The organism is Chryseobacterium sp. HNCC26DJ240 (assembly GCF_057180485.1).
Genome location: NZ_JBXUGK010000006.1, coordinates 117,257 through 140,521, shown reverse-complemented (window position 1 = coordinate 140,521; position 23,265 = coordinate 117,257). Strand labels below are relative to the sequence as shown.

The window sequence follows — 23,265 nt, the reverse complement described above, 5'->3', positions numbered from 1 at the left end:
CTTCTTATTTTTTAAATATAAAATTTTGAATAGACTTTCTGAGCTCATATAAGTGAAACGGCTTTGTGAGACTTGGTTATAGAATTTTTTAAAATAACTTTTGTGAACTTTGTGTTCAATATTTTAAATTTCAAATTAATGTTGATGGCAAAAATCTTTAATAAACAGAATGTTTTTCTGCTTTTGTTGATTGTAATGGTAATTCTCGGAAAACTGATTCCTTTTAAAGAATCTTATAGCGAATATTTTAATCTTTCAGGATTTATCGATTGGGGAATTGCAGGAATTTTTCTTTTGTATGGTTTAAAATTAAATTTAAAAGAAGTCGTAAAAGATATCACTAACTGGAAACTTCACTTGCTCATTCAATCAGCGACTTTTCTAATTTTTCCACTTTTGGTTTTTATATTTTACCCATTTGTGAAAGATTCTGCGTATTTCAGCATTTGGCTTTCAGTTTTCTTTTTGGCGAGTTTGCCTTCTACAGTTTCTTCTTCGGTGGTGATGGTTTCTATTGCCAAAGGAAATGTAACTTCTGCTATTTTCAACGCTTCGGTGTCCGGAATTATTGGGATTCTAATGACGCCTTTGTTGATGAGCTTTTTTATGACTTCAGATTCTTCATCAGCAGCTCATGGCGAAATTCTGCAGCAATTGTTACTTAAAGTTTTAGCCCCGATTATTTTAGGAATTATATTTAATCCTTTGTTAAAAAAGTTTGTGACTAAATATTCATCTGTCATTAACGAGTTCGATCGGCTCATTATTTTACTGATTGTTTACGAGAGTTTTTCAACCGCATTTATACAAAACGTATTTTCAGCAGTTCCTTCGTCGGTATTTTTAGTTTTGGCTTTCAGTGTTGTATTTTTATTCTTTGCGGTCTATTATTTTACCGGATTTTTGGCTAAAAAAATGAATTTTAATTCAAAAGACATCATCACGGCTACTTTTTGTGGTTCTAAAAAATCGCTCGTTCACGGAAGTCTTTTCGTTTTGGTTTTAGGAATTCCCGACAGTCAGAAAGTTTTGTTTCTGCTTCCTGTAATGATTTATCATAGTTTTCAACTCTTCTACGTAAGTTGGTTAGCTAATAGAATTGCTAAAAAACAGACAGTTTTAGCTGCTCAATAATTCTGATTTTATTTCTTGTGATTTAATTAATACCTCTGCGTTCTTTTACAAGTGAAACGGCTCTGTGAAACAATCCAAACATTTTAAAGAAAAAACCTCTGTGAACTTTGTGTTCAAATATACTGTAAAATGAAAATTATTATCAAAACACTAGCAATTTCATTTCTTTTATATGGAATTACAGCTCATGCTCAAATCAAAAAAATCATATCTGAAAATCAAGCCTTCAGAAAAGACACGATTTTAAATATTCAAACCAATACTCAGAAAACCTATCTTCCTGTATCGATTATTAAAGGAAAACAACAAGGCCCGGTTTTTACGATTGTGGCAGGAATTCACGGCTACGAATATCCACCAATAATTGCAGTTCAGGAATTATTAAATGAATTAAAACCCGAAAATATCAAAGGAACTTTAATCATCATTCCTATTGCGAATATCGAATCATTTCAAAAACGCTCACCATTTGTAAATCCTTTAGATGGAAAAAATCTCAACACTGCTTTTCCAGGCTCAGAAAACGGTACTCCGACAGATCAGATTGCCTATTTGATGACTAATGAAATAATTTCCAATTCAGATATTTTTCTTGATATTCATGGTGGTGATGCGAGCGAAGATTTAATTCCGTTTGTCTGTTATTATGACCGAAAAGACAGTGCAGAAAAAACAAAAATGGCTTTAGAATTATCAAAAGCTTCAGGGATTCAAAATATTGTTTCTTATCCTTACACTTTACAATCTAAAGATGCTTCAAAATATGCTTTTAAGGAAGCAACTCAACAGGGAATTACAGCTTTAAGTATTGAAGCCGGAAAATTGGGGACTGTTCAGAGAGAGAATGTAGATTTAATCAAAGCTTCGGTTTATAAAATGCTCAGATTTTCAGGGAATTATTTGGGTGAAATTCCTAAGATTAAAACCGTGAAAAAGCAAAAAGTCTTCAATAATCAGGAGTATATTCGTGTTCCCGAAAACGGTATTTTTTACAGTATGTTAAAAAGTGGCGATGAGGTCAGAAAAAACCAAATTTTGGGCTATATTACAGACGAATTTGGAAACAGAAAAAAAGATATTATTTCCGAGGCAGATGGCGTTATTTTATACAAAATCGGAACGCCTCCTGTAAACAAAGGAGAAACTTTATTTTGTATCGGATATTTTAAATAATTATTCAATTATGAAAAAAATATATGCAATTGCAGCATTTTCTGCAGCCTCATTAGCCTTTTCGCAAAAACCTTTAGATAAAGTAGAGCCCGCTTTTTGGTGGAAGGGAATGAAAAATCCTGAACTTCAGCTTTTGATTTACGGAAAGGATATTGCCAAAAATGACATCGAGATTTCAAACGGAATTCAAATTAAAGAGATACAGAAAGTTGAAAATCCAAATTATCTTTTTGTGACGTTAAATACCAACGAAATCAATGTTTCGAAGTTTAACATCAACATCAAAAACGGAAAGAAAAAAGTTGGTTCTTACACTTACGAATTAAAAGAAAGAAACCCTGATTCAGCAAACAGAGAGTCTTTTACGTCAAAAGACCTAATGTATCTGATTATGCCCGACCGTTTTGCGAATGGGGACGAGAAAAACGACTCACAACCTGATCTTACGGAAAAGGCCAACCGAACTTTACCAAACGGTCGTCACGGAGGAGATTTACGCGGAATTATCAATAATCTCGATTATCTTCAAAATCTTGGAGCAACCGCCATCTGGCTTACTCCCGTCAATCAGAATAACGAAAAAGTATATTCTTATCACGGTTATGCCCAGACAGATTTATATAAAATCGACGGCAGATATGGAACCAATGAAGAATATCGTGAGCTTTCACAAAAACTCAATCAGCGAAAAATGATGTTGGTGATGGATTATGTGATCAATCATTGGGGACTTTCTCACTGGCTTATTCAGGATTTGCCTACAAAAGACTGGATTCACTGGTTTTCGGATGGTGAAAAAGGTTTCAAAAGATCCAATTATAAAATTACTTCCCAATTTGATCCCAATGCAGCAGAGATTGATAAAAAACTGGCTTTAGATGGTTGGTTTGATACTTCTATGCCGGATATTAATCAAAGCAATCCTTTAGTTTTAAAATATTTAACACAAAATGCAATCTGGTGGATTGAATATGCCGAATTGGGCGGTTTCCGTGTCGATACCTATCCTTACAATGACAAAGAAGCGATGGCAAAATGGGCGAAAGCCATTACTGACGAATACCCAAAATTCAATATTGTGGGAGAAACATGGTTAAGCAATGCAGGACATATTTCTGCGTGGCAAAAGGATTCAAAAACGGGTGAAGCAGCAAATTACAACTCAAATCTGCCTTCTGTGATGGATTTTCCTTTGTATGATCAGCTTCCGAAAGCAATCAAAGAAAAAGAAGGCTGGGACAGCGGTTGGAATAAAGTTTACAACAGCTTTACCAACGATTTTTTATATAAAGATCTGAATAATCTTCTTGTATTTTTCGAAAATCATGACACTGAAAGATGGAATGAAATTTTTGATGCAGATCCAAAAGCTTACAAATTAGCTTTAACTTTAATTTCTACCGTTCGTGGAATTCCGCAGATTTATTACGGAACCGAAATCGGAATGCGTGGCGATAAAAACAAAGGCGGTGATGCTGATATCAGAAGAGATTTTCCTGGCGGCTGGAAAAATGACACTCAAAATGCTTTTAATTCATTAACTCAGACATCCGAACAAAAGGAGTTTTATGATTTTAGTCAAAAATTACTGACCTGGAGAAAAGGTAAAAATGTCATCCACACCGGAAAAACTAAAAATTTCGTTCCTCAGAATAATGTTTTTGTGTATTTTAGATATAACGAAAATGAAACCGTAATGATAGTGCTGAATAACAGCGAAAAAGAGGAAACTTTAGACCTGAAACATTTTCAGGAATCGCTGAAAGGTTTTTATGCTGGAATTGATGTTATTTCTGAAAATGAAATTGTTTTGGATAAAGAATTAAAAATTCCTGCAAAATCATCATTAATCTTAGAATTAAAAGGTGAACTTGGAGAAGTGAATATTTTGCCAAGTAAAAAGAAAGATCATAAATTAAATCATTAATTACAAACGTAAATCAGTATAACCATTGAATACAAACAAAAATCAGTATTATTTGTGTCAAAAAAAATTAAAAATGAAAAAAATAAACCTACTATTTTCAATCTTCTTATTTGTCCTGAGTTTTACAACAATCTCAGCTCAGGCAAAATTTGAAAAAGAAAAAACGGAAATCAGCGTAATGCTCGACGGTTTTAACGTTGCTGCAGCTAAAGCCGACTTTACAACATACTTCAACTATTTTGCCGACGAATCTACTTTTATAGGAACTGATGCTACCGAAGTCTGGGATAAAAAACAGTTCATGGTTTGGGCAAAACCTTATTTCGACAAAAAATCAACTTGGAATTTCAAATCTTTGAAAAGAAACATCCATTTCACAAAAGACGGCAAGATGGCTTGGTTTGACGAATTATTAGACACCCAAATGAAAATCTGCCGTGGATCCGGTGTTGTAGAAAAAATCAATGGACAGTGGAAAGTAAAACAATATGTTTTATCAGTCACAGTTCCGAATGAGGTTGTAGATAAGATTGTTGATATCAAAACTCCAATTGAGGATGAGATGATACAAAAATTAAAAAATTAGAGTGTAAATCTTTTATCATTCATCACTGATCACTTATAAATAAATGACAAAAAAAATAAAACCTAATCTCTCGCTCAACCAAATCATCAACATGAGTATGGGATTTTTGGGAATTCAGATGGCTTTTGGGCTTCAGAATGGTAATGCGAGCCGTATTCTCGGGAACTTTGGAGCAGACGTTCATCAGCTCTCATGGTTCTGGCTGGTGGCACCGGTTACAGGTCTGATTGTGCAGCCCATTATCGGTCACATGGGTGATAACACTTGGGGAATTCTCGGTAGAAGGAAACCTTATTTTTTAATAGGTGCAATTTTGTGTGCCATTGGTTTGGTTTTACTTCCCAATGCGGCTTCGGCAACACAGATGATGGCGGCTAATGTCTTGCTTTTAGCGGTAATTTTTTTGGCGATGATGGACGCTTCCATCAACGTTGCGATGGAACCGTTTCGTGCTTTGGTAGGAGATATGCTTCCGAAACATCAGGGAACTTTAGGGTTTTCTGTACAGACTATTATCATTGGAATTGGTGCAGTGATTGGATCTTATTTACCTGATTGGTTAACAAAATTAGGAGTGTCAAATGTGGCGAAAGAAGGTTTTGTTGCCGATAACGTGATCTATGCGTTTTATTGTGGTGCGGGGATTCTTTTGCTGACCATTCTTTACACTATTGTTACTACTAAAGAGTATTCACCAAAAGAATTTGCTGAGTTTGAAGGATCAAAAGATGTTGAGCAACCGTCAAAATTATCAGATATTATCAGTGATTTTGCTAAAATTCCGACCTTGATGAAAAAACTAGGGATTGTTCAGTTTTTCTCTTGGTTTGCTTTGTTTACGATGTGGGTTTTCACGACAAGTGCTTTAGCCACTCATCATTTCGGACTGTCTCCCGAAGACACCCACTCAGTAGAGTTTAATAATGCTGGTGATTTACAAAATAGATTATTCGGAATGTATAATCTTTGGGCAATTCCGTTCGCATTTCTGTTAACACCAATTGCCAAATGGATTGGTAAAAAACAAACGCATGCTTTGGCTCTTCTCTGCGGTGGATTGGGTTTGATTTCAATGTATTTCATCAAAGACACTTCACTGCTTTGGATTTCGATGATCGGACTCGGTTTTGCGTGGGCAAGTATTTTGGCAATGCCTTATGCGATGCTGATTGACGCAATTCCACAAAGAAAAATGGGTGTTTTTATGGGAATTTTTAATTTCTTCATTGTAATTCCACAAATCATCAACGGTATATTTGGCGGCCCAATTGTAAAAGGCGCATTCGGAAACTACGCAATGGGCTACGTCATGGTTGGTGGAATCTGTATGATTCTGGCAGCAGTTCTTACAATGATTTTCATTAAAACAGATGATTCAAATCCTCAGGAAATTGAAGAAGAAATTCAGCAGGCGCGTTTTTAGATTTGAAATTTGGGATTTGAGATTTGAAATTTAAAATTCGAGGTTTAAGATTTAAGATTTAAGATTGGAAAAATTACAATTAAGAATTTCCGTAAAATATAAACAAGAGATAAAAACATCAATAGGGGCGGACTTTAGTCCGCTTTCTTATTTCAAAACGGTTTTAGCCAAAATCTACTATTCACAAAAATATTCCAGACTCAAAGATTTTACTTCAAAAAAACTGACCACTCAAAATTCACATCAATCACTTCTTACCTTACATCAACATTCCGCCACCAAATATTAACGAATTTTGCTTTAATAAATTTAAACATCGTTCATCGTTCATCAATCATCAAACATCGATCATCAATAAATAAATTATCAATTATGAAAACAACATATCACAAAGCAGATTCAAGAGGGCACGCCAATCACGGTTGGTTAAATTCTTTCCACACATTCAGTTTTGCAGGTTATCAAAACAGAGACAGACAAAATTTCGGTGTGTTGAGAGTTTTAAATGACGATACCGTTTCTCAGGGAATGGGTTTCGGCACACATCCTCACAAGAACATGGAAATCATTTCAATTCCTTTAGAAGGAAACTTAGAGCACAAAGATTCTATGGGAACGACTGCGGTAATCAAAAAAGGAGAAATTCAGGTGATGAGCGCCGGAACGGGCGTAATGCACAGCGAATACAACCAAAATAAAGATGAAGCCGTAAAATTTTTACAAATTTGGGTTTTCCCGAGAGAAGAAAATGTAGAACCGAGATACGATCAGAAAAGCATAAAAGACGGAGAAAAAATCAACGGATTCCAACAGATTTTATCGCCTGACAAAAATGACGACGGCGTTTGGATTCATCAGGATGCGTGGTTCAATTTGGCCAATTTCACCCAGGGAAACGGTAAAAACTACACCATCAACAAAAAAGGAAACGGGGTGTACGCGTTTGTTTTAAAAGGAAGTGCTAAAGTTGGGGACAGAGTTTTAAATGAAAGAGATGGCTTAGGAATTTGGGACATCCAAAGCTTCAATATTGAAGCAACAGAGGACACCGAAATCCTTTTAATGGAAGTTCCAATGGATTTACCGGAATATTTAAAATAAATACAATAATTTCGCACAAAAATTCCCCTCCATTGGAGGGGTGGCGAAAAATCTTTGATTTTTTGACGGGGTGGTTTAACACGCTACAAGAAAATATTAATCTTGCAACAATATTCATAAAAACCAAACCACAAAGTGGTTAAATATGAATAGCCGTGGGTGAAATCGAGGAACGAGATTCGGCGATGCCAAACCCATGGAAAAAGACAGCCAATAAAAACGAACAACGAAGTGGTTCAACAAAATAAATTAAATAAAGCAATTAACTATAAATGAAAATCTTAGCCATCGCCGGAAGCAATTCCGATGTATCAATCAACAGACAACTCGTAACTTACGCTACAACTTTATTCGACAACGCAGAAATTGAAATCGTAGACATGAACGACTTCGAAATGCCTATTTACAAACATCAGCTCGAAACAGAAAGCGGAGTTCCTCAGGCAGCAGTTGATTTCGCTTCAAAAATAGATGCATCAGATTTACTTTTAGTTTCTTTATCGGAGCACAACGGTACATACTCAACGGCATTTAAAAACGTATTCGACTGGACGTCAAGAATCAAAGGCAGAAAAGTGTGGAACGATATCCCGATGCTGTTAATGGCAACTGCAACCGGACCAAGAGGAGGTTTAGGCGTATTGGAAGCGGCTTCAAAAAGATTTCCTTTACATGCAGGAAATATTGTGGATACATTCACATTGCCACACTTCAATGATAACTTTGATAAAGAAAATCAGAAAATATCTAACGAAGAGAAAGACAGTGAGTTAAAAGAAAAAATAGCAAAGATTTCTGCTGTTGAAATAATCTTAGAAAAATAGCATTTGAATATTAACATAAAATTAATATCTTTGCAAAAAGAAATAGTAATGAAAATTCAGACCACTTTTAAAGAATGTTTCTCCAAAAAAGGGAATGTTGTGGACTCTGAAATTCTGAGATAATATAACGGCCGATAATCTACCAAGATTGTCGGCTTTTTTGTTTTCAAAATTGTACTTAATAAAATAGAAATAATACGTCCCATTTTAGCACAAACGATTCATTTGTTAGATTGTTAAACTGATACACTGTTACATTAAAAATATGAGCAACACATACAAATCTGCAGGAGTAGACAAAGAAGAAGGTTACAAAACCGTTGATAAAATCAAAAAAGCGGTGGGCGAAACGCACAATTCCAATGTATTGAATCATTTGGGAAGCTTCGGTGCTTTTTACGAAATCGGAGGTTACAAAAACCCTGTTTTGGTTTCAGGAACTGATGGTGTAGGAACGAAACTGAAAGTCGCTTTAGACTCAAAAAGATACGATTCTATCGGCGTAGACTGTTTCGCAATGTGTGCCAACGACATCCTTTGCCACGGTGCAAAGCCTTTGTTTTTCCTCGATTATTTAGCTTGTGGAAAACTGGATTCTGAGATCGCTGCAGAAATCGTTTTAGGAATGGTAAAAGCTTGTAAAGACAACAACTGCGCATTAATCGGTGGTGAAACTGCCGAAATGCCGGGAATGTATCAGCCTGGTGATTACGACGTTGCAGGATTCTGCGTAGGAATTGTAGAAAAAGACCAGATCATTGACGGTTCAAAAATCAAAACAGGAGATAAAATCATCGCTTTGCCAAGTTCAGGATTCCATTCAAATGGATTTTCTTTGGTAAGAAAGATATTCCCGAATTTTGAAGAAGAATTTGAAGGAAAACCTTTGTACGAAACGCTTTTAGTTCCTACAAGATTATATTATAAAGATATTCACAGAGTTATCGAAGAAGTTGAAGTTTCAGGAATTGCTCACATTACAGGCGGCGGTTTATATGAAAATATCCCGAGAATCATTGGTGACGGACTTTGTGCTTCCATTGATGCTTCAAAAATTCAGATTCCTAACGTAATGTTGGAACTGGAAAAAAGAGGAAATATCGCCCGTGAAGAAATGTTCGGAACATTCAATATGGGTGTTGGAATGATTGTCGTAGTTGATCCTGAGCACGCTGAAAAAGTACTTCACCTATTAGACGATGCTTATGAAATCGGAGAAATTACAGAAGGAGCTGAAAAGATCAATCTTTCATTTTAATGTACCAATTTAACAATGTAACAGTTTACCAATTTTATAATATTGTTACATTGCTAGACTGATACATTGTTACATTAATATATGAAAAACTTAGTTATACTCGTTTCAGGTTCAGGAACAAACCTTCAGAGAATCATCGATACCATTGCCAACGGAGAAATCCAAAATGCAAAAGTATCGTTAGTTGTTGCCGACAGAGAATGTTACGGCCTCGAAAGAGCAAAAAAACACAACATAGAAACCGTGTTGATTCCGAGAGGAAAAAATTTCAGCAGTGAATTAGGTAAAATAATCCCTGAAAATACAGATTTAATCGTATTGGCAGGATTTTTATCCATTCTCAAACCTGAGTTCGTGGAAAACTGGGCAGGAAAAATTATCAACATTCATCCGGCCTTACTTCCCAAATTTGGAGGAAAAGGAATGTGGGGACATCATGTTCACAACGCAGTCATTGAAGCTAATGAAAAAGAAAGTGGAGCAACCGTTCATTTCGTAACCGCAGGGATCGATGAAGGAGAAGCAATCCTCCAGAAATCATTCGAAGTCACAGAAAACGACACTCCAGAAACGTTAGCAGAAAAAGTTCATAAAATTGAATATGAAATTTTCCCAACAGCAATTAATAAGTTACTCAATGTAACAATCTAATAATGTAACAATTTACCAATCAAAAGCATTGCTACATTGGTAAACTGATACATTGTTATATTAAATAAAAAAGACACACTTAGATCAATTAAAATTATTTCAAATTCAGTAAAATCTAAGTAAAAGTAAGATCGGAGGTGAAAGAACCGGTCTACAGTTTGAAATAACTGTAAAAAGTAAAAATTGAAAAGTCCCAACGGGACAGCCTAGCAAAGGATAGGATGAAATCCTGTCTTTTACGAAGCAAAAAGAAGTAAAAATGAATGAAAATCGCAATCCTGCGATTTTCATTTCAAAAAAATGAAAAATCTATGAGCAAGAGAGTTTTGATCAGTGTTTCTGACAAAAGCGGATTAACAGAATTCGCACAGTTTTTAGAATCTCAGAATTATGAATTGATCTCCACAGGAGGTACATTCAAACATTTGAAAGACGCTGGTTTAAATCCGATTCAAATCGACGAAGTAACCGAATTTCCTGAAATGTTAGACGGAAGAGTGAAAACTTTACACCCGAAAGTTCACGGTGGTTTATTGGCGGTTCGTTCAAACGACGAGCACATGAAAACCGTTCAGGAGCACAACATTGGTTTGATCGATATGGTGATTGTGAATTTGTATCCGTTTTTTGAAAATGTAAACAAAGACATTTCATTACACGAAAAAGTAGAATTTATCGACATCGGAGGACCTTCAATGCTTCGTTCTGCTGCAAAAAATTTCGATTCTGTAACGGTAATCACAGACGTTGAAGATTACGAAAAAGTAAAATCTGAAATGGAACAAAACGGTGACACCATCATCGAAACCCGTAAAAGATTAGCCGGAAAAGTATTTAACTTAACTTCAGCTTACGATGCGGCCATCTCAAGAATGCTTTTGGATGAAGAATATCCAACATATTTAAGTGCTTCTTACAAAAAAGTTGCAGACTTAAGATACGGAGAAAACCCACACCAGACTGCAGCGTACTACGCATCAACGTTTGAGAATGGTGCGATGAAAGATTTCGAACAGTTGGGAGGTAAAGAATTATCATTCAACAATCTTCGTGATATGGATCTTTGCTGGAAAGTGGTGACTGAATTTAAAGACGAAATGGCTTGTTGTGCTGTTAAACATTCTACACCATGTGGAGTTGCTATCGGAACATCAGCTTTAGAAACTTACCAAAAGACTTTCGAGTGCGATCCGGTTTCTATTTTCGGCGGAATTGTAGCTGCTAACTTCAAAATTGACGCTGCAACGGCAGAAGAATTAAACAAAACATTCCTTGAAATCGTGATGGCTCCGGAATTTGATGAGGATGCTTTGGAAATTTTAAGAAAAAAGAAGAATTTAAGAATTATAAAAATTGTCAATCCGGTTTCAGACAAACAAACCTGGGTAAAAGTTGACGGTGGAATCTTGGTTCAGGATAATGATAATATTTTTTCAGATGATATTAAAGTGGTTACGGAAACTCAACCGACAGAAGAGCAGAAGAAGGCATTACTTTTTTCTCAAAGGGTGGTAAAGTATGTGAAATCAAACGCAATTGTAGTTTCAAACGGAATTCAGGCTTTCGGAATCGGAGGCGGACAGGTAAACAGAATCTGGGCAACACAACAGGCAATTGAAAGAGCAAAAGAAAAATTCACAGGAGATTTGGTTTTAGCTTCTGATGCGTTTTTCCCTTTCCGTGATGTGGTAGATTTCTGCGCTCAGGAAGGCATTACAGCGATTATTCAGCCAGGAGGAAGTGTAAAAGATGGGGAAAGTATAGATGCTGCTAACGAACACAAAATCCCGATGATGTTCACCGGTGTAAGACACTTTTTTCATTAAAATTGAATTAAAATAATAATTTGAGATTGTATTTATAGCATTCAAAATTATATATTTGTAAAATAGACTAGATAATAAATAAAGTATGAGAATATTAATCATAGGTGAAGGAGGAAGAGAATCTGCTCTGGCAACAAAACTTCAGAAAGATTCAAGAGTGAGTCAGATGTTTTTTTCCAACGGAAACGCAACTACCGACAGAATAGGAAAAAATATCCATTTATCAGAAATCAAAGAACTTAGGGATTTTGCAATCAAGGAAAAAGTAGATCTTACCATCGTAGGCCCGGAAGCACCATTGGTAGCTGGACTTAAGGATGAATTTAAAAAGCACGATCTTAAAGTTTTCGGCCCGACTCAAAAGGTGGCAAGTCTTGAAGGAAGTAAAGCTTTCTCCAAGAAATTTATGAAAACCTATGATATCAAAACTGCAAAGGCAGAAGTTTTTGATGCTTACAATGATGCAAAACAATATCTTCAGACTCAGCAATTTCCATTGGTAATCAAAGCCAGCGGATTGGCGGGTGGAAAAGGCGTTGTAATCTGCGAAAATCTGGAAGAAGCAGAAGCTACCATTCACGACTTTATGATCAGAAGAATCTTCGGTGATGCGGGAATCCGTGTGGTGATCGAAGAATATCTTGAAGGTTTTGAAGCTTCAATTATTGCATTCTCAAACGGGGAAAAATTGTTCCCTTGCGTGGCTGCAAAAGATTATAAAAAAGCCGGTAACGGCGACACAGGTCCAAACACAGGAGGTATGGGTGCTGTGGCTCCAAGCCCTGAATTCACTGCTGAGCATTTTGCAGATTTCGAAAAAAACATCCTTGAGCCAACTGTAAAAGGTCTTAAAGGTGAAGGTTTTGGTTTCAAAGGAATTATCTTCTTTGGATTGATGATTACCAAAAACGGAACTTACCTTTTAGAATACAACATGAGATTCGGAGATCCTGAAACTCAGGTTTTGATGGCTTTAATGGAAAACAATCTTCTTGATGTAATCAATGATTGTATCGACGGAAAAGACATTCAGCTGAAGTTCAAAGATGAAAAAGCAGTTTGCCTTGTAATGTGCTCAGGAGGTTACCCTAGAAACATCGAAACAGGATTCGAAATCGTAGGTGAAGACAAAGTGAAACACAGCCAGTTATTATATGCTGGTGCCGTGAAGAAAGGCGATAAAGTAGTTTCCCACGGTGGTAGAGTTCTCAACATTGTAGCAACAGGAGCTACCTATGACGAAGCACGCAAAAAAGTGTACGAAGACGCAAGCCACGTACATTTCGATTACAGCTTCTACAGAGAAGACATCGGTAAATTTTAATATAATGCCCTGATTTTTCGGGGCTTTTTTTATCAGGAGCCGGGAACCTGCTGTCCGCTGTATCTTTTTTGTCATTGCGAACAAAGTGAAGCAATCTGTTGAACTATTTTCGCCATCGCAATAACAAAAAAGGATGCCGCTCCCATCAGGGCTAAGAGGAACCAAGTAAAAAGTAAAAAGAATCAAGATAAAAGTTATGTGATAAGGTTGAATGGCATTAAACATCCAACATCCCTCACCCAACATCCAACATTATAAACAATGACCAACGGTATCATCATATTAGATTTCGGATCTCAGTACAACCAGCTTATCGGAAGAAGAATCCGTGAGATGGGTGTGTATTCCGAAATTTTACCATTCAACACACCATTAGAAACAATTCTGGAAAAACAGCCAAAAGGTATCATCCTTTCTGGTGGACCAAGTTCTGTCAACGCAGAAAACGCCCATTTGGTTGAAAAAGAATTGTACGAACAGGGAATTCCCGTTTTAGGAATTTGCTACGGAATGCAGCTTACAGCACATCTTTTAGGCGGAAAAGTTCACAAAGGTGTAAAAGGCGAATACGGAAAAGCACATTTAGAAATTGTAAAAGAATCTTCTTTGCTAAAAGGCGTTACAGACAATTCTGTTGTTTGGATGAGCCATTTCGACGAAGTAGGAGAATTGCCTGCAGGTTTTGAATTGAATGCAAAATCTGGCGTAATAGCTTCAATTTCAAATGAAGAAAAGAAAATTTTCTGTGTACAGTTTCACCCGGAAGTTTCTCACACAGAAGAAGGTGGAAAAATGCTTGAAAACTTTGTGTTTTCGATCTGTAACTCAGAAAAAAACTGGAAACTGACCAACTACATCGACAAAACAGTTGCTGAAATCAAAGAAAAAGTAGGAGACCAGAAAGTGATTTTAGGTCTTTCCGGCGGTGTAGATTCTTCTGTAGCGGCAGTTTTAATTCACAAAGCAATCGGTGATCAGCTGACTTGTATCTTTGTGGATACCGGACTTTTAAGAAAAGATGAAGATGTAAAAGTAATGCAGAATTACGGAGAGCATTTTCACATGAATATTAAACTGGTTGATGCCAAGGAAAGATTCCTTTCAAAATTAGCCGGAGTTGACGACCCTGAAACCAAAAGAAAAATCATAGGAAACGAGTTTATTCACGTTTTCGATGAAGAATCCCACAAAATTGAAGGTGCAAAATTCTTAGCTCAGGGAACTATTTATCCTGACGTAATCGAAAGTCAGTCTGTAAACGGACCTTCAGCAGTAATTAAATCGCACCACAACGTAGGTGGACTTCCTGAAGATATGGAATTTGAATTGCTCGAGCCTTTGAGAGAACTTTTCAAAGACGAAGTAAGAAAAGTGGGCGAAGAATTGGGAATTCCTCATCATTTGGTACACAGACATCCTTTCCCAGGCCCAGGTTTGGGTATCAGAATTTTAGGTGCTGTAGATGCTGAAAAAGTGAAAATCCTTCAGGAAGCGGATGATATTTTCATCGAAGAGTTATATAAAAACGATTTGTACGAGAAAGTTTCTCAGGCATTCGTAGTTCTTCTTCCGGTGAAATCTGTAGGAGTAATGGGTGACGAAAGAACCTATGAATACACAGCAGTCGTACGTTCTGCCAACACCATTGATTTTATGACGGCTACGTGGAGCAGACTTCCTTACGAGTTTTTAGATACTGTTTCGAGCAGAATTATCAACGAAGTAAGAGGAATCAACAGAGTAGCTTACGACATTTCAAGCAAACCACCTGCAACAATCGAGTGGGAATAATCTTGACAAAAATATTTTTAAAACCAGCTTTTTAAGGCTGGTTTTTTTCATACAGATAAACTACTGAAATAATTTCATTTAATTTTTAGAATTTTACAGTAGTTGAACAAACATACTTTGTGAAACTTCCTATTTGATAATTCTATCACTTTCGTAGGATTTTTATTATTTTTGGATCTTAATTTTTACAATGAAAAATATTTTAATAGCTTGTATTTTAGTAATTCTTACCGCATGCAACAGAAATCCTGAGATAAATGACATAATAAATAAAGAAAAGATTATTAAAGAAATTGACAAACTGATTGCGGACTCTGATAAAAAAAATGTAGAGAAATTTTTTATTGTTTCCGGAATTGATAGTTCTGATAAAAATGTAGCAGAAGTACTTTTTACAAATAAAAAACCAGTGATCATAAAAGAAGATTCAGCTGCTCTTGATAAATTGCGGAACGAAAAGTTTGGTTACTTTCGGTATAGAAATTACGAGTTTTTAGTAGTTGAAAAGATGCAGAGTATTTTCAAATTGGATTATGAGGATTTTGAACATTCAAAAGAGCATTTTACTGTAATAGAGAAATTCTCTGATAAAAATAAAGTTATAAAGAAAAACTGGCGAACCATGTATCTTAAATATAACAAAATCAGTGATTCAGTTGAGTTTAGCAATATTGCGGAAGTTCCAATGTCAGAATTCATGAAGTAATCTGCTCACTTTTCAAAAACATTTAGAAATAAAAATACGTTGATGAATTTTTATTTCAATACTAAATAATTTCCCCGACCTTTGTTTCGATCAAAACAAAAAAATATGCACAAAAATTACGCAGGTCAGCCTGTAATTACTTTAAATAACGGCGTGGCAATTCCGGCTTTAGGCTTCGGCGTTTGGCAAATGGAAAATCTTCAGCAGTGTGAAGATGCTGTGATAAAAGCCATCGAAGTTGGATACAGAATGATTGATACAGCCTCAATTTATCAGAACGAAACAGCTGTGGGAACGGCAATCCAAAAATGCGGTGTGAGCAGAGATGAACTTTTTATCACTTCAAAACTTTGGGTTCAATCTCATGGTTATGAAGAAACGAAATTGGCATTCCAAAGAACTTTAGACAGATTGCAACTCGATTATCTGGATATGTATCTTATCCATTGGCCTTTCGGAGATTTTTTAGGAGCGTGGAAGGCTTTCGAAGAACTCTACAGCGAAGGTAAAATAAAAGCAATCGGTGTTTGTAATTTCACCATCGAAAAATTGGAAGAGTTAAAATCCAATGCAACGGTTTTGCCAGTCATTAATCAAATTGAGTTGCATCCTTTATTTCAGCAAAAAGAACTTCAGGTGTACAACAGAGAAAACAACATTGTAACTCAGCCGTGGAGCCCGCTTGGAAACGGAAATGCAGGTCTTCTGGAAAATGAAAGTTTGAAGATAATTGCTGAGAAATATGATAAAACTGTTGCTCAGGTTATTCTGAGATGGCATCTTCAGGAAGGTTTCTGCGTGATTCCGAAATCGGTAACGCCTTCCAGAATTGATGAGAATTTTAATGTCTTTAATTTTGAACTTACAGAAGACGAGATGAACATTGTCAGAAGTTTAGATACAGGAAAAAGACTTTTCTTTGACCCGAAAGATCCTGAGTGGGAACAAAAAATGCTTAATTCTAAGGCAGATATTTAATCATAAAACAAACAAAGTCCGGCCAAATTGAGCCGGACTTCTATTAACCAATAAAACCAGAATGGCTTTATAAACTTTTCAGTAATTTTTCTGTTTCAGCTACATCTTCACCTTCAGATTTACCTAAATCAACAGATTTTTGTGCCCAGATTTTGGCATTTTTCTTATCACCAACCTTATTATAAAGATTAGCCAAAGTATCTGTATTGGCATAGCTTTCTTCTTTTTTTACAGATTCCTGAGCCCATTTTACAGCCGTCTGAAGACCAGATTTTGAATCTACATTTTCAAAAAAGTTCCATGCGATTTCGTTGAGCTCCATTGACGACATTTTTTCGTAATCAGCATACAGCTCAAGTGCAATTTTTTCGTATGTTTTAAAATCTTTTGCTCTTGCAGCTCTGCCCATTCTGGATCTTTGTAAAATTTTCTCCGCTTCGTCCTTAGGTAAAAACTTTTGTGCTTCAGTTAAAAAATACTGGTCATCCCATGATTTTTTCTCAGCATTATAAGATTTTTTCATGATTGCATTTACTCTTACATTTTTATCAAATGCATTGTAATTGGCTTCAGGAAAAACCTTGATAATGTCAGCTTTTCTTTCTTTGAACATCGTGTACATCGGACTGTCAGGATTTTGTGCAGCCATCAAAAGCATCTGTACATCTTCCTGAGTAAGCGTTTTCACCTGTGGAAAGTATTTTTCCAAAACTTTCGTTGCAAACTGAGGATCATTATAAATTGTTAATCCTGCCAGATTCTTTAATAATTCAGGATTGGTATCTCCTTTTTCAAATTTTTGCTTTAAAGTGCTCAGTCTTTTATTGGGATCATTCGCATCTTTTGCAATCACAATAAAGTCTTTTGCTTCCGGTGTATATCCTAAAGATCTGTGAACTTCTTCACCGTCACCGTTGATAAAAAGATAGGTAGGATACGATTTTACGCCGTATTTTTTGGCAATTTCAAGACCTTCGCCTTTTTCCATATCAATTTTAGCATTCACGAAATTGGCATTGAAATATGTGCCAACTTCCTGCTGAGGGAAAATGTTTTTGGCCATCAGTTTACATGGTCCGCACCAAGTTGTGTAAGCATCTAAAAAGACAAGTTTGTTTTCTTTTTTCGCTTTTTCCAAAAGATTTTTGAATGGTGTTTCTTCGAATTTAATTCCCTGTGCAAAAGCTACAGCACTGAGGACAATAGAAGAAAGGATAGCAAGTTTTTTCATTTAAACTAAAAATTATTTAATACAAATTTAATTATATTTCTATTTGATTGTGAATAATCTTTTTTATTTAACATTTTTTAGGTTTTCAAGTATTATATTTGAATATGCAAAACAGAATCTCATCATTCCCACCTGTTATTAATGAGGAATCAAAAATTCTTATTTTAGGTTCAGTTCCGGGCGTAAAATCTCTTGAAAAGCAGGAATATTACGGTCATCCACAAAACAAGTTCTGGAAAATTATCTTTGAATTGTTTGATGAAAATTTCACCGAAAATTATAATGAGAAAATTGAAATTTTAAAGAAAAATAAAATTGCTTTATGGGACGTAATCGATACCTGCGAAAGAAAAGGCAGCCTTGATGCTGAAATCAGAAACGAAGAAGCGAACGATATTGAAACTCTTTTAAAAACCTATTCCAATATCAAAACAATATTTTGCAACGGTGGAAAGTCGTTTAAGAACTTAAAGAAAATTTTAGATAAAAATTCAGAAATTCCTGTATATTTATTGCCGTCGACCAGTCCGCTTCACACGATTTCTTATGAAAGAAAACTGGAGGATTGGAAGATTATTAAAATACATTTATGAGAAAAGTTTATACATTATTTTTATGTCTGATTTCGCTAATCATTTTTAGTCAGACCTATCAGTTTAATTATCAAATTGAAAGCACATCTAAAGGGGGATATTCTGATGGAGAAAATGTTAATACAAGTTTTTATGATTCAAAAAATAAAATCCATTTAAGAATACGGAGTTTTGACGGTAAATTGCGTGCTGTTATTTTTGATAAAGAAAAGAGTATCCGGCATTTGTTTAAGGTTACTGAAGAAAAAGGTGCTGTTGCATTCGAATATTTGAATACGAGCAAAATAGATACAGATTTTAATCATATTGAAAAAGATATTATTGAAGTATCAAAAATTGATTCCCTTGAATACAAAATTGTTGGATTTGTCGATAACAAGAGGAGAAAGAAAAGATTTTCTGCTGATGTTACTTTAGAAAAATCAAAAATTCATTATATAGATGTTAGTGTGGATCATGGGAAAACCGAGGAGATGAAGCAGAAATTGGAAAAACTAATAGATTCCAATTCAAACTACGTCGTGAAAAAAATCAGAGTGCATTACAATACAAGAGTTTATTACACCATTAATAATAGTTATAAGGAAGTAGATTTTAAATTAATGATACCGGAGAAGATGGTTTTAAAAAATGATAGTTACTGGGGAATATAATATATAAATAATGAAGAGATTTTTTACTGCATTTTTTTGTTTATGTTGTTATGCCTTAGCGTGCAGCCAAACTTATCATTTCAATTATTCAATAGAGAGTAAAAGATTATTTATTTGATGTCCCGATAAATATGACTCACGTTTTTAATGTAGAAGAAGGTAAAAATAATACAAAATTTAAATATTCTCACAGCAATAAATATTTAGCGAATAATTCTTCCAATGAGAATCCTTATTCTATTGACATTACAAAAATAGATGATGCAAATTTTAAGATTGATGTATATGTTTACACCAATAATAAAAAAACTAAGAAAAAGAAAAAAGTCTCAGCAATCGCTACGTTGGAAAAAGCAGATTTTGAGTATTTTGTAATTCATGCAGATTTTTTTCCATCAGATTATATTAAAAATCAAATTTTGGAAATGTTGCCAAAAGATTCAAAGTACTACATAAAAAAAGTAACTGTCGAATATGTTGGTTCTAAAAAATATACATTGATAAATGAAGTTCAGACATCCGATGTTACCATTCCAGTTCCAATTCAAAAAGAAAAACAGTAATAATTTTTAATAGTGTTTAAAGCACAAAATAATGTTGCTTTTTTTATTTCCCTCAAAACACTTGACAAAGGGGTGTCGAATGTTGTATATTTGCACCTCGCAAATTACTTACTGTAATTGATAATTTTTAAACCGTAATTTAAAAAAATGAAAACATCAGATTTTAATTTTGATCTTCCCGAAGAACTTTTAGCAGAACACCCTTCCGAGCACAGAGACGAAGCCAGATTAATGGTTTTAGACAGAAAAACTCAGACAATAGAGCATAAACTTTTCAAAGATGTTGTAGATTATTTCGACGAGAAAGATCTTTTCATCTTCAATAATACTAAAGTTTTCCCTGCACGCCTTTACGGAAATAAAGAAAAAACCGGAGCAAAAATCGAAGTTTTCCTATTGAGAGAGCTTGATAAGGAAACGAGAGTTTGGGACGTTTTGGTAGATCCGGCAAGAAAAATCAGAATCGGAAACAAATTATTCTTTACTGAAGACGAATCTTTGGTAGCTGAAGTTATCGACAATACAACATCAAGAGGGAGAACACTTAGATTTTTGTATGACGGTCCTTACGAAGAATTCAGAGCTAAATTAAAAGAATTAGGTGAAACTCCACTTCCAAAATACATCAAAAGAGACGTTGAGCCTGAAGATGCTGAGAGATACCAGACCATCTATGCCAAAGTAGAAGGAGCTGTAGCTGCGCCTACTGCAGGTCTTCACTTCTCAAGACATTTGATGAAGAGACTTGAAATCAAAGGGATCGACTTTGCTGAAGTTACGCTTCATGTAGGTTTGGGAACTTTCAACCCAATCGAAGTTGAAGATTTATCTAAACATAAAATGGAATCTGAAGAGATTTTCATCGACGAAAAAAATGCTGCAATCATCAACAAAGCTGTTGAAGAAAACAGGAGAGTTTGTGCTGTAGGAACTACAACGATGAGAACTTTGGAAACTTCAGTTTCTTCAAACAAAAAAATCTCTGCATTCCACGGTTGGACTAATAAATTTATTTTCCCTCCACACGATTTCGGAGTTGCGAATTGCATGATTACCAACTTCCACACGCCAAAATCAACTCTAATGATGATGATTGCTGCGTTTGCAGGAAAAGATTTCGTGATGCACGCTTACGAAGAAGCTGTAAAAGAGAAATATAAATTCTACTCTTACGGAGACGCAATGTTGATTCTTTAAGAAAGAAGCTGGAAGCTGGGTGCTGGAAGTTTACAATTCAGTGCCCAGATTTTCATTAGACATCCATCATCCTACACCCAGCAACTCAATGAAAGACATCCGTACTTTATCTCTCGATCAACTCAAAGACTATTTCGGCACCATTGGCGAAAAGCCGTTTCGTGCCAAGCAGGTCTATGACTGGATATGGAGTAAAAATCTTCATTCATTTGAAGAAATGACGAATCTTTCGAAGGATTTGAGAGAAAATCTGATCCGCGATTTTATTATGAATCCCGCGGCGGTAGATCAGTTTCAAAAATCTACAGACGGAACCATAAAAAACGGTGTTAAACTGCACGATGGATTGATGGTGGAATCAGTTTTGATTCCTACAGAAACCCGCACAACAGCTTGTGTTTCCTCTCAAGTGGGCTGCTCACTAAATTGTGAATTTTGTGCAACTGCCAAGCTTAAAAGGATGAGAAATCTTGAAGTTGCAGAAATTGTAGATCAGGTGGCGCTTATCGACAGACAAAGTAGGGAATACCACAACCGACCACTGACGAACATTGTGTTTATGGGGATGGGCGAGCCGATGATGAACTATAAAAATGTGGTTGAAGCCATTAAAAAAATTACACAACCGGAAGGTTTGGGAATGTCGCCTAGAAGAATTACCGTCTCTACATCGGGAATTCCGAAGATGATTAAAATGCTTGCAGATGACGAACTGCGAGTGAAACTAGCTTTGTCTTTACATTCAGCAGTAGAATCTACCCGTAACGAAATTATGCCGTTTTCGGATAAATTTCCATTGACGGATATTATGGAAGCCTTGCAGTACTGGTACAAAAAAACAGGCTCTGTCATCACTTTTGAATATTGCGTTTGGAAAGGGATTAACGATAAAGATGAGGACATTAAAGCTTTAATTAAATATTGCCGTCAGGTTCCTTCAAAGGTTAATTTGATTCAGTACAATCCGATTGGTGAAGGTAAATTCGATCACCGAAGCATTGCTGCAGAAGAAAAATACGTTCGTGAACTCGAAAAAGCCGGCGTAACTGTAATGGTAAGAAAAAGCCGTGGTGGCGATATTGACGCGGCCTGCGGACAATTAGCAAATAAAACTGCGGAATAATTTTCTACTTATTTCAATTTTTACGATTCTAAATTTACTTAACCGCTTATTTTTAAAAAAACACAAAGTGTTTGAAATTTCTCAAAGGTTGCAAATCCTTTGAGCAAATTACAGCTTACATCATAAACCACGAAGTGGTTTAATATTCATAGCCGTGGTTGAAACCCATGGTTTAATGCAAATGCGTTCACACAACCCGAAGTGGTTGAATTAAATCAACACTACAATTTTCAATTTAGCTTTCCATTCACATCAAAAACCTTATTTTTGTTTTATGAGAAAGGTTTTTCTAATAATTTCAATCAGTTTTTCGATTCTAAATTCCGCACAGCAATCCGAAATTTTTAAACTAAAAAATTACAGAGTCTCTGTTCTAAATGATTCAATTCAAGAGACTTCGGGGCTGAATTTCTTTAATGAAAAACTGTACACTTTCAACGACAGCGGAAATCCTGCAGAACTGTATGAAATTAATAAGAAATCAGGAAAAATTCTCAAAGTTTTAAAGATAAATAGTGAAAATAAGGACTGGGAGGCCTTAACAAATGATGGCGAAAACTTTTTTATCGGTGATTTTGGAAATAATGCAGGAGTACGTCAGGATTTAAAAATTTTCAAAATTCCTTTTAAAAATAATCGGCTTCAAGATGATTCTCTGAAAATCATTTCATTTTATTATCCAGATCAAAAAGATTTTAAACCAAAAAATATCTCAACAGATTTCGAGCTGGAATCTATGATTTATTTAAATGGAAAACTTCATATTTTCACCAAAGAATGGGCTTCAAAATCGACAACACATTATACTTTAGATCCGAACAATTTTGAAAAACAACCTGCTCAGAAAATTGAAACTTTCAAAACAGGTTTTATGATTTCTGATGCTTATTATTTTGAAAAAAAACTTTATGTCGTTGGTTACACCAAAAAAACGGAAGTTTTTTTGACTGTTTTCAGTGAGACAGAACCTGGAATATTTTTTAAAGATCAACCGAAAAAATTATATTTAGGAAGTGCTTTAACCATCGGGCAAATTGAAGGAATTGCAGTTGACGAAAGTGGGATTTATATTTCTGGAGAGAAATTTTATTCTCCGGTTAGCAAAACAAAACCTTATTTTTATTTTATACCTCAAAAAAAACTGATATTCTAAAGCAGTTTGTGTTCAGATAAAATTTAATTTTCAGTTAAAATTGGTCTAAA

21 protein-coding genes are annotated in these 23,265 nt (G+C 35.3%); 20 read left to right on the top strand and 1 reads right to left on the bottom strand.

Annotated features, from left to right (window positions below):
• Positions 1-144: 144 nt before the first annotated feature.
• The 14 genes from AC2A1G_RS13135 (at position 145) to AC2A1G_RS13070 (ending at position 16,702) form a co-directional block, all read left to right on the top strand.
• Positions 145-1,134, top strand: a complete 990-nt coding sequence (locus AC2A1G_RS13135) for a bile acid:sodium symporter (protein WP_484047368.1) — start codon at positions 145-147, stop codon at positions 1,132-1,134.
• Between the two features lie 129 nt (positions 1,135-1,263).
• Positions 1,264-2,307: a succinylglutamate desuccinylase/aspartoacylase family protein gene (locus AC2A1G_RS13130; protein WP_484047367.1), complete on the top strand. Its 1,044-nt coding sequence runs from the start codon at positions 1,264-1,266 to the stop codon at positions 2,305-2,307.
• Between the two features lie 10 nt (positions 2,308-2,317).
• Positions 2,318-4,234, top strand: a complete 1,917-nt coding sequence (locus tag AC2A1G_RS13125; RefSeq protein ID WP_484047366.1) for a glycoside hydrolase family 13 protein — start codon at positions 2,318-2,320, stop codon at positions 4,232-4,234.
• Positions 4,235-4,307: 73 nt separating this feature from the next.
• Complete coding sequence (locus AC2A1G_RS13120; RefSeq protein ID WP_484047365.1) at positions 4,308-4,820, top strand: nuclear transport factor 2 family protein; 513 nt, start codon at positions 4,308-4,310, stop codon at positions 4,818-4,820.
• Between the two features lie 43 nt (positions 4,821-4,863).
• Positions 4,864-6,243 carry an MFS transporter gene (locus AC2A1G_RS13115; RefSeq protein ID WP_484047364.1) on the top strand — a complete coding sequence of 460 codons (1,380 nt, stop codon included), beginning with the start codon at positions 4,864-4,866 and terminating at the stop codon, positions 6,241-6,243.
• 372 nt (positions 6,244-6,615) lie between these two features.
• On the top strand, positions 6,616-7,344 hold the full coding sequence (locus AC2A1G_RS13110) for a pirin family protein (RefSeq protein WP_484047363.1): 729 nt from the start codon (positions 6,616-6,618) through the stop codon (positions 7,342-7,344).
• A 272-nt stretch (positions 7,345-7,616) separates the two neighbouring features.
• A complete protein-coding gene (locus AC2A1G_RS13105; RefSeq protein WP_484047362.1) occupies positions 7,617-8,168 on the top strand; it encodes an NADPH-dependent FMN reductase in 552 nt (183 codons plus the stop codon).
• A 265-nt stretch (positions 8,169-8,433) separates the two neighbouring features.
• Positions 8,434-9,426 (top strand): phosphoribosylformylglycinamidine cyclo-ligase, encoded by a 993-nt coding sequence (gene purM / locus AC2A1G_RS13100; protein WP_484047361.1) that lies wholly within the window; start codon positions 8,434-8,436, stop codon positions 9,424-9,426.
• Between the two features lie 81 nt (positions 9,427-9,507).
• On the top strand, positions 9,508-10,077 hold the full coding sequence (gene purN, locus AC2A1G_RS13095) for a phosphoribosylglycinamide formyltransferase (protein WP_484047360.1): 570 nt from the start codon (positions 9,508-9,510) through the stop codon (positions 10,075-10,077).
• 311 nt (positions 10,078-10,388) lie between these two features.
• Positions 10,389-11,903: a bifunctional phosphoribosylaminoimidazolecarboxamide formyltransferase/IMP cyclohydrolase gene (gene purH / locus AC2A1G_RS13090; protein WP_484047359.1), complete on the top strand. Its 1,515-nt coding sequence runs from the start codon at positions 10,389-10,391 to the stop codon at positions 11,901-11,903.
• 85 nt (positions 11,904-11,988) lie between these two features.
• Entirely contained in the window at positions 11,989-13,227 is a 1,239-nt protein-coding gene (gene purD, locus AC2A1G_RS13085) for a phosphoribosylamine--glycine ligase (RefSeq protein WP_484047358.1), read from the top strand.
• Positions 13,228-13,488: 261 nt separating this feature from the next.
• Positions 13,489-15,018: a glutamine-hydrolyzing GMP synthase gene (guaA, locus tag AC2A1G_RS13080; RefSeq protein ID WP_484047357.1), complete on the top strand. Its 1,530-nt coding sequence runs from the start codon at positions 13,489-13,491 to the stop codon at positions 15,016-15,018.
• A 190-nt stretch (positions 15,019-15,208) separates the two neighbouring features.
• Entirely contained in the window at positions 15,209-15,724 is a 516-nt protein-coding gene (locus AC2A1G_RS13075; protein ID WP_484047356.1) for a hypothetical protein, read from the top strand.
• Positions 15,725-15,829: 105 nt separating this feature from the next.
• Positions 15,830-16,702, top strand: a complete 873-nt coding sequence (locus tag AC2A1G_RS13070) for an aldo/keto reductase (RefSeq protein WP_484047355.1) — start codon at positions 15,830-15,832, stop codon at positions 16,700-16,702.
• Between the two features lie 67 nt (positions 16,703-16,769).
• Here AC2A1G_RS13070 and AC2A1G_RS13065 read toward each other — a convergent pair whose 3' ends face one another.
• Entirely contained in the window at positions 16,770-17,933 is a 1,164-nt protein-coding gene (locus AC2A1G_RS13065; protein ID WP_484047354.1) for a thioredoxin family protein, read from the bottom strand.
• A gap of 104 nt (positions 17,934-18,037) precedes the next feature.
• On the opposite strand from AC2A1G_RS13065, the gene AC2A1G_RS13060 reads away from it, so the two are divergent.
• The 6 genes from AC2A1G_RS13060 (at position 18,038) to AC2A1G_RS13035 (ending at position 23,215) form a co-directional block, all read left to right on the top strand.
• A complete protein-coding gene (locus AC2A1G_RS13060; RefSeq protein ID WP_484047353.1) occupies positions 18,038-18,526 on the top strand; it encodes a DNA-deoxyinosine glycosylase in 489 nt (162 codons plus the stop codon).
• Positions 18,523-19,179 carry a hypothetical protein gene (locus AC2A1G_RS13055; protein ID WP_484047352.1) on the top strand — a complete coding sequence of 219 codons (657 nt, stop codon included), beginning with the start codon at positions 18,523-18,525 and terminating at the stop codon, positions 19,177-19,179. Before AC2A1G_RS13060 ends, AC2A1G_RS13055 begins: the two co-directional genes overlap by 4 nt.
• 131 nt (positions 19,180-19,310) lie before the next feature.
• Positions 19,311-19,742, top strand: coding sequence for a hypothetical protein (locus AC2A1G_RS13050; protein ID WP_484047351.1), 432 nt, complete (start codon positions 19,311-19,313; stop codon positions 19,740-19,742).
• Positions 19,743-19,889: 147 nt separating this feature from the next.
• Positions 19,890-20,939, top strand: a complete 1,050-nt coding sequence (gene queA, locus AC2A1G_RS13045; protein ID WP_056030491.1) for a tRNA preQ1(34) S-adenosylmethionine ribosyltransferase-isomerase QueA — start codon at positions 19,890-19,892, stop codon at positions 20,937-20,939.
• An 88-nt stretch (positions 20,940-21,027) separates the two neighbouring features.
• Positions 21,028-22,062 (top strand): dual-specificity RNA methyltransferase RlmN, encoded by a 1,035-nt coding sequence (rlmN, locus tag AC2A1G_RS13040; protein WP_262147021.1) that lies wholly within the window; start codon positions 21,028-21,030, stop codon positions 22,060-22,062.
• 274 nt (positions 22,063-22,336) lie between these two features.
• Positions 22,337-23,215, top strand: a complete 879-nt coding sequence (locus AC2A1G_RS13035; protein ID WP_484047350.1) for a hypothetical protein — start codon at positions 22,337-22,339, stop codon at positions 23,213-23,215.
• Positions 23,216-23,265 lie beyond the last annotated feature (50 nt).